An 11,187-nucleotide genomic window follows, 5' to 3' on the forward strand; every position below is an offset into this window, starting at 1 on the left:
AACAAGAGTCTGGACTCTAGGCAAATACACGACGTGGCGGCCTTGATTTCGCCCGCACCCTCCGGTGAACCCCTACCTGGGGTGAATCTCTGCTGGTTGGGGGGCTTGTTCCCAGGCCGCGCCCTGCTACCATCCGGCTGATGGAATATCGGTTTCTTGGGCCGGTGCAAGCCTGGCATGCAGGTGTGGAGATACCCCTGGGACCTCCACGTCACCGGGCCGTACTCGCCGTTCTTCTGGCACATGCCGACCAGATCGTTTCCGCAGATCGCTTGATTTGGTCCCTGTGGGGTGACAATCCCCCCTCCAAGGCCGTGGCGATGCTGCACGTCCGGATTTCCCAACTGCGCAAAGCGTTGTCGGCAGCGCCCGTGGATCCCCATATGGTGGTGGCCACGCACGGATCGGGATACGTATTGGCGGCCCAGCCCGAAGCGACCGACGCGGCCGAATTCGAAAGGCTCGCGCTGGCGGGACGGCGGGCACTGGCCCGCGGCGACAGTCGCACGGCCGGTTCTGTCCTGCGTGAAGGGCTCGGCCTGTGGAAGGGCCGGCCTTTCGGCACGTTTGCCGATGAGCCGTTCGCACAGGCGATTTCTGTGCGACTGGAAGCATTGCGCCTGGACACCCTGGAAGCGCGGATAGAGTCGGACATCCTCGCCGGCCGCCACCGCGAGGTGATCCCCGAGTTGGGCGGCCTCACCCGTGAACATCCGATGAGGGAACGGTTCTGGGCGCAACTCATGCTCTCCCTGTTCCGCGACGGAAGGCAGGGCGAGGCCCTGCAGGCGTACCAGAGCGCCCGTCAGCGGCTCGTGGGTCTCCTCGGCGTGGAACCGGGACCGGAGTTGCGAGCCCTGCACTCGGCGATCCTCAGGCAAGAGGTTCCGCCCGTCCCCGCACAGCCCTACCGGCCACCGCGCGCGACCCCTGCGAGCCCGCCCGGCGAGGCCGTCGGTCGGGAAGCGGAGCTCGCGGCGCTGCTCCGGCTCACCGGCCGGGAGCGTCTCGTCTCCGTGATCGGACCGGGGGGCGCCGGAAAGAGCCGGCTGCTGTCGGAAGTGGTGGCCGCTTGCTCCGAATCCTTCCCCGACGGCGTGGTCATGGTGGAACTCGGTGGCCTGCGGGCCGGCGAGTCACCCTCCTCCAGGGTCGCCGCAGCACTCGGCGTCCGAGGACCTTCTCCACTGCGTCCCGCCCGGCTCATCGGAGAACGGCTGCGGGACGCGGAGCTGCTCCTAGTGCTCGACGACTGCGAGCACTACAGACAGCCTGTGGGCCTGCTGGTGCGCGAGCTGTTGGGCCGGGCCGACGGCGTCCATGTCCTGACGGCGGGGTCGCACCCCCTGCACGTTCCCGGAGAGCGTCCCTTCCCGCTGGCCGGTCTGGCGCTGCCCGCGCCGACGTCCGAGACCGCCGCCACCGTGGGCCGCTCCCCAGCGGCACGGTTCTTCGTGAACCGGGCAGCCGTCGGCCGACCGGGATTCCGCCTCACCGATGGCAACGCGGTCCATGTCGCACGCGTCTGCCGGGTGCTGGACGGCCTTCCGCTCTTCCTCGAACTGGCCGCGGGTCATGTCGATGGTCAGAGGGTGGCGGCACTCGCCGAGCGGCTGGAGAAGCATCCGGTTCGGGAGACAGCCGCGTCGCGTGCGGCTGCCGACCCGTCCGTCTCCACCAGCCTGCCCGCCGCGGTGGAACGAAGCTACGAGCGGCTGGACGGCGCCGTGCGTGAGCTGTTCCATCGGCTGGCGGTCTTCGAGGGCGGGTTCACGCGGGAGGCCGCGGAGCAGGTCTGCGGCGCTGGGGTGCAGGTCGCCGTGTCACTGGACGCACTGATCGAGGCATCACTCGTCACGACCGGTCGAGGGGCTGGCGGAGAGGCTCGGTACGCGCTGACGGAGCCCGTGCGGGTATACGCCCGGCGGCAGTTGTGGAAGTGCGGGGAGAGCGCCGAGGTCGCCGTGCGTCACGCCGCCTACTTCGAGACCCTCGCGACACCGATGCCGGACGATGCACATGAAGCTGAACTCCGTGCGTGGACGCGGCGGATCGAGGCTGAGTATGGCAACGTTCGGGCCTCGCTCCAGTGGTCAGTCGATCAGCGCGACTCCGCCGCAGCCGTCCGCCTGGCCGCCGCCCTCTCTCCCTTCTGGGACAGGAGGGAAATGTATGCCGAAGGACGCCGGCTGCTGGGCAGCGTAGTAGCCCTGCCCGGGCCCGCGGACCCCTCGGAACGGGGCCGGGCCCTGCTGGGCGCGGCATGGCTGGCGATCGTCCAACATGACCCGGGAGCCGCATTGTCGGCCGCGGAGGAGGCCTGCCGTCTCTTCGACCGCCTGGGCGATCCGACCAGGGCGGCCACCGCACTGCTTCATCAGGGGCTGGCGGCACTCACACGCGACGAACACGATTACGCCGAAACGTTCATGCAGCGCGCCTCTGCCTTGGCTGCCGGGGAGGGCGATCCGCAGCTGGAACTCTGGTTTTCGGTGGTCCGAGCCCTCCACGCCCTCTCCCTGAAGCACTACGACGAGGCCGCCGCGCTGACTGCCCCGGGCAGCCGGGAAGCGAGCGGGAACCCTGCCGTTCTCGCCTGGCTCGATGTCGTAGGGGGGGCTGCCGCATTCCGCCTGGGAGACTTGCCGAGCGCCGCGGCGAGGCTTCGCAGGGGCATATGTCTGTTTCAGGGGGCCGCCTCGGCCTGGGGCCTGTCCGTGGCCCTGCTCGTCACGGGTCAGATCGCCGGCCGGGGGGGCGATCACCTGGCGGCTACCACCCTGTCGGGAGCTGCCGCACATCTACGGGACTCGGTCGACGCCGCCTGGTGGCCGACGGTACTCAGCTGGCACCGGGAGTTGTGCTATCAAGGCGGAAGGGCCCTCGGCGCTCGGGAGTTCGGGGATGCGCGCTCGTCCGGCCGCGCGCTGTCGGCCGAAGACATGGTCGGGACGGCCTTGGCAACGCTGAGCAGGGCCGCACGGGCAGCCGATCAGCCCACCGACGTGCCTGCCGTGGAAGGCGCATCAGAACCGCGGAGGCTGCAGGCCGTAAGGGGGGTGACAGTCGTGATCGCGGCCTCGTGCTCCGTGCAGCACCACTGATGTGGTGACCGATGGATCAGGCCGGCCGGACACGGCCCGGAAGAGACGGCCGAGGAGCCGCGACCCGGTCCGCGACGGAGAACAGGGTCCCGCAACCAGTACAGGTTGCCCGGCCGAACAAGTGCGTCAGCCTGTGGGCGACCATGTGCTGTCCGGCGGAGGCTGCCTCTTCGTACAGCCGGCGCCCTGGCCCCTGCAGGTCTTCCGCCCCCACCGGCCGCAAGGGGGCGCGCACCACATGCGTGGAGGCGTAGTCGTCGTCGCAGGAGAAGAACCCCTGGGCGCCGAGCACGATGAAGAGGCTCATCCCGCAGTAGGGGCAGTCAACCTCGTACTCCCCCTCCGCGAGGTGATCGAGCCGCTCGTCCCAGACGGCCACGCCTTGGAAGGACAGCGCCGCCTGGAGCAGGAATATGTACTCCTCCGGTTCCAGTGACAGGCGAAGGCACGGCGCAGTGAGGCGCGCGAGTTCGGCGATCTCTTCGGCCCAAACCGCACACGCCGTGTCACCCTCGGGCGAACGGCGCATGCACGCCACGATCGGTCCTGCCGCGATGAGGACCCAAGGCCGATCCGCCGGTTCCCGGGCGGCCGCAATCGCGACCAGTCGGCTCAGGGCGGCGAAGCTGGCCGAGAACACCGTGTCCAGCCGCGGACAGAGCCGGTCCATCAGCTCGGCCCAGGCCTCTTGCGGATCGGCCTCGAACCGGTCGAGGAGTTCCGGAATCCCCGCGGCCGATCCGTGGGCGTCCTTGAGCATCGACCAGTCGGTCTGCACTGAGGATGACACCTCCCGGCCTGCTGGCCGATTGTCGTATGTGTCGCTACGGGGCATGCCAGATGGAGCCAGCGCCACGCTCCGGCCAGTTCCACCCGGGCGCATCGGTTGTGTGGTCCGCGCCGAGTGCCTGCTCAAGGTGGGCCAGCGCGGTTCGGTCCAGGGGGCCGAGCGCACCGGCATCGGCTGTGGACGAGGCCCCCGAGCCGGGCAGTTCCCGCAGCATCATCACGGAGGAGCCGGAGACGACGCGTGTGCCGAGGACCCGGAAGGCGGAACCAGGGGCGAAGACGACTTCCTCGGGTCCGGTGTCCTGATCACCCACGAGCCGGCGCACCTTGCGCCCGGTGACCGACCAGAAGGCGTACCGAACAGGAGCGCCTCCTGCAATTTCGGGACACTTCAGCCACGTGCTGACGGGCCCTGGAGCCCGCAGAATCGAGCCGGTCCCCGGGGTGTCCCCCGCTCCCTGCGAGCTGCCGCCTCGCAGCGTGGCTCCCCGGTAGGAGGGAAGGCGCCGTAGGCCGGAGGTCAGGCAGGCGGCGTAGCTCGACAGGCGCCCGCCCCCGGTCGCGAGGTCCCGCAGCAACTCACCCGCTGACAGGTTCCCTTCCTGGTCTGAGAGATAGGCGAGGAGGGCGACGAGGTCCGTCCTCGCCTCGTCGAGCTCAGGCCCGCGCAGTGCGGGAGACCGGGTGAGCATGCGAGCGGCCTGCGCCCCATGCGCCTCCCAGACATCCGCCGCCAGGGCCCGGAAGGCAGCCCGCTCCGCAGGGGTGCTGACGTGACCCGGGGCGAAGGGAAGGAGGGCGTCCGGCCTGGCTCCCGGCGAGGTCGGCGCCTCCGGGGGACGGCGCGCCTCCGCCCGAGGGGTCGTACCCCGTGCGGCAACGGACTCGGCCACGGTAACGGCGCTCCGCTCACTTGCGGAGGGGCCGTCCGGCACGGGCGCTGGGCCGGGCGCGGTCGCCCGTCCTGGTTCGTGCGTCGGGAGGGCGACCGGAACGGCTTCCGCCGCTGGCACGGGGGTACACGCCGGCGCCGATCCTTCTGCCGGAATGTCCACGGGTACGGGCTGGAGCTCTGGCTCTGGGGCCGCCCCCGCTGGAGCGGCCGCCCCGGTCGAGGCGAGCGCCTCGGGGGCGCGGGAGCGCAGCGTGCCTGGCTCGGCCCCAGGCACGGGCGGTGTCACGGAGGGAGTCCCGGAAGTGGCTACGGCCACGGGCACGGAGACTTCGACTGACACGGGGGTGGGCCGCCGGGAGGGCTCGGCCTCCGGAACTCCCGTCGTCTCGGTCGGTGGTGCGAGAACGGGCATGGGGCCTGCGGGTGGGGTGACCGGTGACTCCTCACGCATCAGGTACCGGACCCGCGCGATGCCGTGCTGAGCCGCCAGACGGCGTAGGTCCTTCCCCCCGTTCGCCGGAGTGCCGTACACGAACACCGTGGTCCTGACCCGATTCGCGGGTGGCAGGCTCAGGAGGAGCCGCGAGAGGCGAGGCAGGGCCGCATCGTCCAAGGCCCTCCCCCGTTGGCCGAGTTCGAGGGCGAATGAATCCGGATCCACGGGTAGCCCGGTGATCGGTGCAACAGGGGCGTCCCGTTGCAGCAGTGCGAGACCGGCCCGAGTGGCGTCGACGCGCCAGCCGGCGGCCTCCGCCTCCTCGGTTTCGCCGATGGAGGCCATGGACTGCCAGTGCGCTGCCCGCGGGCTGGCTGGCACCCCGTCCGGAGCCGTCGGAAGGCACGTGACAGCTGTGAGGTAGGGCTGCCAGGACGGTTCCCCGTCCGAGCCCACGACCGTCGTCCGCGCCGAGGCGGCGCCTGGGGCTCCCTCCATCAGCGGTATCCCGGCGAGCACCTCGACCTCGCCGCCCAGCATGTCCGCGACGGTCTGGGAGAGTCCGAGCAGGTCTCGTCCGCTGCCGGGGGCCAGGCGAACGGCCGCACGCTCCGCGACCGGAAGTGCAGCCAGTACCTCGGCCACGTCGCCCGGCGCCACCTCGTCGCCAAGGGGGGTACCTACGAGCATGAGGGGGCGCTCCGCGTCGGACGGGACCGCGTAGGCGAGGTCGCCCTCTCCGGGACCAGCGGCCCCGGCCTGGCTCAGAAGTACGCCGGCGGGGATCTGCACCACTGAACAGCCGCCCGCCGTGCGGAGCGGCGCCCGGCCCAATGCCTGCTGCCACGAAGGCGCCGGGGTGCGAGGGCCGAGTGGACGGGGGGCGACTCCGTCAGCGAAGCTCCACCAGTTGCCGGCACGCTGGGCGTTCCCCTGGACGAACAGGGTGCCGCCCGGGGTGATAAGCACCGTGCCATCGGGTGCGACGACCTCCATGGCCCAGGCCTCGGCGATCCGGTGGGCCAGGCAAGGGTCTTCGGACCGGGTGTTCCCCGCGTGGGAGAGGACGAGCTGGATCTTGGAAGTGCCTTTGCGGTGAAGAGTGTCGATGAGTTCGCCGAGGGGCCCCCAGCCCTCGCGGTCCTGGCCCCCCGCCAGCTCGGCGCTGCCCACCACGAGGGTGACGCATCCGTCGTCGCCGCTCGCGGCGCTCGCCACCTCCACCAGGTCGTCCAGGGTGGGGAACTCCTCCTCGTACGAGCGTAGGACCAGGACGCCGTCGACCTCCTCGACCAGCGTCTCGCCAACGATCCCGGGTTCGCGGTCCACACCCGCTGAGCCCGACCTTCGGCGGGAAGCGGTGGAGGTCCTGTTCAAGCGGGAGAGGACTGATGTCCAGCGGCTCACACGCCGTCCTTTCGATCCGGACGCGTCAACACGCCGCCTCGTTCAGGCGGTCCGCTCAGAATGCGGCGGGCCGCGGTAAGGTCCGTGACGATGCCGGACAGGAGTCCCGATGCCAGGACGGCACCGATCGCCTCCGCCTTGTCGGCGCCACCGGCGACGCCGATGACTTCCGGGATCTTCTGCAGCTTGGCCATCTCGATGGAGATGACGCGTTCGTGCAGGCCCGCGGGCAGAGCCCGGCCCCGTGCGTCGAGGAGGTGGCCGCAGACCTCGGCCACCACACCCAGCTGCCGATATCCGAGGCGCTCAGGACCTGTCAGCGCGTCGTAGACGGTCGAGAGAGTCGGAGACCAGGCGCCGATCTCCACGACCGCCTTGGTCACCCGGTCGTACCGCGCCACCGTGGCGGCTATGGCCGGCTGCTTGGCCACGATGGATCCGGTCAGGGCATTGGGCACGACCAAAGGCGCAACGATCGGGTAGGCTGTTCCGCCGCCGACCGCCGCGGCTCGGCACACGGATTCGATGGACTCCTCGCTCGCCCAGTGGTTCGGGTGGGTTCCGGTCAGCTGGACCACCTCGCAGGTCGCCAGCTTTGTGATGGCTTTGCCCAGCGCGTCGACGGACCGGCCCCATGCGAGACCGAGGACGTCTCCCTCGTCGACCACGTCGGATACGAGACGGGCCGCGACGGCACCCAGCCACCGGATCATCTCCGGCTCGCTGTAGGCCGCCCCGCCCTCCGCACAGACGTCGATGACGGTGGCGTATCGGAGTCCGTAACGCTCGCGCAGGGCCAGCGAACACTCCGCGTCGATCTTGGCCGGGACCGTGATGTCGATGCGGACGATGCCCAGGGCCACCGCCGCTTCGAGCATGCGTGCGACCTTGAAGCGGCTCAGCCTGAACTCGTCCGCGATCTCGGTCTTCGACTGGTTGTCCAGGTAGAACCGCCTGGCGATGGTGGCCGCCAGCAGGACATCTGTGGCCGCCGGAGGATGCAGCGCGTCGTGCGCACGCCCCATGTCGTTCGCCCCCTTCGTGCTGGCGCAGCCCTTTGGCTGCTGCCGTGAGGGTAACGACGAGCCCTTACACACGTCCTTATACATGGTTTCCCACAGGTCCCCCGGCGCCCCGATGCGTCACGGGGGCCCCGAACATCTGAGTCCAGTACGTCCCTGCCCGCCCCCCGGTGGCATACCCGACACCGATGAGCGTGAAAGCGCGTCTCAGGATGTTGGCCCGGTGACCCGGACTGTCCATCCATCCCCGCACCACCTCGGCGGCGGTTCGCTGACCGCAGGCGATGTTCTCGCCAATGCCGTCCGACCGGCACCCCGCGGCAAGGGCCCGGTCTGCAGGCGTGCCTCCCTCGGGACTGGTGTGGGCGTAGAAACGACGGGCAGCCATGTCGGCGCTGTGCCCCTGCGCGGCCGCCGCCAGGCGCGGGTCTGCGACGAGGGCGGGGAGCCCTGCCGCCGCACGCTCGATGTTGGTGAGGGAGACGACCTCGGCCAGCAGGCGCGCCAGTCCGTCGGCGCAGAAGGGACGGGCCCACAGAGCGGCCCAGACGACGGTGCCCGACGCTCCGGCGCTATGGCCGAGCCCGAAGTCCGTCACTCCCGGGTCCCCCCACGCGCGTACGGTCCGCTCCGAGGAGAGGCAGTGACGGCTCAACTCGACAGCGGTGCCGGGACCGTCTGCGAGGTGCTCGGTGAGCGTCAGGTACCGGTATCCTGCCGCCTCCACCCTGTCGAACAGAGACGTCTCGTCCGGCACCCGCCACCCGGCCGCACCACGCGTGGCCAGGGCCGCCGCATGTTCCTGTGCGGCCCGGGCCAGACGTACGTCGGTACGCAAGGGAGGCAACCCGAGCCGGAAGCGCAGCGCGTTCACCAGCCCCGGAAGGCCGTCGTCCCGACCGGGGACGTCGTCGTGACTTTCCGGCTGCCGCATGGGGAGCGCTCGCGCCTGCCAGGAACCGGCCGACCTGAAGATCTCCGCAAGGGGCTGCACCCCCTCGGGACGGGTGGGTACAACGGAGAACCGGGCGTGCAGTAGTCCGTCTGCTCCCGTGATGCTCACCGTGAGCTCGGACCCCGGCGGTTGCCACTGGCGCGGCTGCTTCGGCAGGGCGCAGACGACGATCCGGTCCGTCCCCTCTCGTACTCGGCGCAGGTCCAGGACGAGCATGTCGTCCTGCACGCGGACTCCGGCCACAGCCCGTTGCGCATCCCCCGCGAGTACGGGATCGGCGACCACGTGCCTGTCGGTCCCGTCGATCACCGCGGACGCGCTGTACCGGCCGGGGACCTGGATCACCAGGGCCCCGGCCGGCAGAGGCGTCAGGCTCGCCGCCACGTCTGGTTCGCCGTTCCGGTGCAGGGCCAAAGCCTGACCGGCGTGCCGTTGACTTCTTTCCCGTCGAACACGTCGGCGCACTTGTTGCCGGCTTTCATGGCGACCAGGTCCTCGGTGAGATTGAGGTGGAATTGCTGCTCGGGAGAACCGGTGCACTTGGCAAGCACGAAGGAGGTGCCGTTCGCGATGGAGCCGTTCGCGAGCTGGACGCACAGCGAGCCGTTGCGCAGCGTCTTGTCGCTGTGGAAAGCCCACTTCTGTGCCGCGGAGTTGCCGCACGTCCAGATGATCAGAGGCGAGCCCACCTGCGCGGCGGCGGCCTGGAGGCACTTGCCCGAGTCCGGGCTGGTGAGAGCGTAGACAGGTACCACGAGGCTCGACTCCGCAGGCTTGCGCGCCTGTTCCCGAGCGGGACTCTCCTGCTGCGGCTGGGTTTGCGGCGGCGCGGCCGGCGGTTGCTGCTCCTGGGGGGCGGGGTCGTTCGGCGGCGCGGGGACCCCCGCGGCTGCCTCCGGCTGGGGACTGCCCGCAGCCGTCGGCGTGGGCGGTGGTACGGACTTGGGCTTGGCAGGGGCGTAGGTCCCCGACGGCGGCTCGGTATCCTCGACGGCGAACGAGTCGGCTGCGTGCGCGACGCGGTCTGTACGGTCCTCGCCGTCGTCGTCAGTGACGAAGATCAGCAGGGGAACGGCCAGGAGTATGGCTCCGGCGATGCCCGCCGCGGCCAGAAGGGGCTTCTTGGGATTCCCCGGGGACGACTCCTCATCATCGGGCGGGGCAGCCCCGCCTACCGCCCCTGCGGCCGCCGACAAGGCCACCGACTCGGCCTCCGACTCCTCCGCCCCCTGGGCGGCGGTCCTTCCCTCTGCGGCTGACCTCTCGGCCGCACTCTCCTGGGCGGCCGAGGACGCGGCCACCCGTGCGACAAGCTCGGTCTCGGACTCGGCCGCGGACTCCACGGAGGCTACCGGCACGGGCCGCCTCTCGGCAGGGTCAGCGGTCACCGGGTCGGGCAGGGCCGGCGCGGCACTGGCGGCGGACAAGGCCACCGCTCTGCGCACCCCGCCCTCGGAGGGCATCCCCGGCGTACCCTCGTCTGGTCTTTCATGCCTTGCCATCATCGCTCCTCAGTCGTGGCGCTCGCGCGGTCGAGATCGAGATCGACCATGGCCGCTGTCACGGACGGCTGCGGCTGCTGGTCGGCACTGACCGTGACCATCGGCGTCGCGGCGGCCGCCGGATTGGCAGCCTGGTCGACGGCTTCACGTAGAACGTCGAGTTCCAGAGTCATGCTCACTGGTCCCGAGGGGTTCAGGTACAGCAGGTTCCCTGCCTCGATCCTCCCCACCAATTCCTGGACATCGACCAATTCGAAGGCGAGTCGACCAGCGGTGTGCAGGTACACGGGTGAGGTGAACACCGGTACGGCGGCGTCCCCGTTGGGCGTCGTGGCGACGAGCGGGCCGCCTCCGGGCGCCACCAGGACCGCCACCTGACGGTCGACAAGCGCCTCGGTCACTGCCTCGCCGGGTCCGTAACCGGTCGCGGCGAGTTGGATGGCCTCGTCCACCTCGTCCTCCGGATCAGGCCACCCCAAGGCCCGGGGAGACGGCTTGTACTCGGGGTTGTCCTGCCACTCCTCGATCTCGCCGTTCAGGCCGGAGCGCCATCGTCCCACCATCGCCCACTCCGGCGGTTCCCCCTCCCCCTTCCAGGTCGGATCGACCATGCCGAGCCAGTGGTCGGGGGCAAGTCGGCCCGCCTCCCGGATCTCATCCGGGATGGGCGGCATGTCGTCCGTCGCCCCGGCTACGGGTTCACCGCCGTCGCCGGCCTCAGAGGCCACGGCACTCCCCTGCTCGACCTCGCTCTCCTCGTCTGTCCACTCGTCGGCGGTCTTGTTACTCATACGTCGTCCTCACTCGATAGGGAATGCCGTGCGCCGCACACGAGAGCGCACGCATGATGGCGCAGGAGGTGAAGGGGTGAAGGTGGGGGAATAGACCGATCCCGCGGCTCGCGGGCACGCTGAAGGATCTGGGGCCACCGGAGTGCCGTCCGTGGCCGATCTGCTGAGCGTGTGTGGAGACGGGACCGTACCGGCCCGGCTGCGCACAGACGCCCCACCGAATGCCATCGTAGCGAATCCGGACGGCTGGGGTAACTGCCCTCGTGTAGCAATTCGATGAATCCGT

General features: G+C 70.3%; 7 protein-coding genes. 1 reads left to right on the forward strand and 6 read right to left on the reverse strand.

What is annotated here, in order from left to right; translation table 11 throughout:
* The first annotated feature begins 140 nt into the window (after positions 1-140).
* Positions 141-3,104 carry a BTAD domain-containing putative transcriptional regulator gene (locus OG332_RS07275; RefSeq protein WP_327412670.1) on the forward strand — a complete coding sequence of 988 codons (2,964 nt, stop codon included), beginning with the start codon at positions 141-143 and terminating at the stop codon, positions 3,102-3,104.
* Between the two features lie 16 nt (positions 3,105-3,120).
* Here OG332_RS07275 and OG332_RS07280 read toward each other — a convergent pair whose 3' ends face one another.
* The 6 genes from OG332_RS07280 to OG332_RS07305 form a co-directional block, all read right to left on the reverse strand.
* A complete protein-coding gene (locus tag OG332_RS07280) occupies positions 3,121-3,882 on the reverse strand; it encodes a hypothetical protein (protein ID WP_327412671.1) in 762 nt (253 codons plus the stop codon).
* 46 nt (positions 3,883-3,928) lie between these two features.
* Positions 3,929-6,553 carry a hypothetical protein gene (locus OG332_RS07285; RefSeq protein WP_327412672.1) on the reverse strand — a complete coding sequence of 875 codons (2,625 nt, stop codon included), beginning with the start codon at positions 6,551-6,553 and terminating at the stop codon, positions 3,929-3,931.
* A gap of 74 nt (positions 6,554-6,627) precedes the next feature.
* Positions 6,628-7,656, reverse strand: a complete 1,029-nt coding sequence (locus tag OG332_RS07290) for a sugar-binding transcriptional regulator (RefSeq protein ID WP_327412673.1) — start codon at positions 7,654-7,656, stop codon at positions 6,628-6,630.
* Positions 7,657-7,732: 76 nt separating this feature from the next.
* Positions 7,733-8,992 (reverse strand): CAP domain-containing protein, encoded by a 1,260-nt coding sequence (locus tag OG332_RS07295; RefSeq protein WP_327412674.1) that lies wholly within the window; start codon positions 8,990-8,992, stop codon positions 7,733-7,735.
* The gene (locus OG332_RS07300) at positions 8,977-9,966 is read right to left on the reverse strand and encodes a ricin-type beta-trefoil lectin domain protein (protein WP_327412675.1); all 990 of its coding nucleotides are present in this window, start codon (positions 9,964-9,966) and stop codon (positions 8,977-8,979) included. The genes OG332_RS07295 and OG332_RS07300 overlap by 16 nt, the downstream gene beginning before the upstream one ends.
* Positions 9,967-10,109: 143 nt before the next feature.
* Positions 10,110-10,901 carry a type VII secretion system-associated protein gene (locus OG332_RS07305; protein WP_327412676.1) on the reverse strand — a complete coding sequence of 264 codons (792 nt, stop codon included), beginning with the start codon at positions 10,899-10,901 and terminating at the stop codon, positions 10,110-10,112.
* Between the last annotated feature and the right edge of the window lie 286 nt (positions 10,902-11,187).

It is taken from the genome of Streptomyces sp. NBC_01233 (assembly GCF_035989305.1).
In the GTDB taxonomy this organism is placed as follows: domain Bacteria; phylum Actinomycetota; class Actinomycetes; order Streptomycetales; family Streptomycetaceae; genus Streptomyces.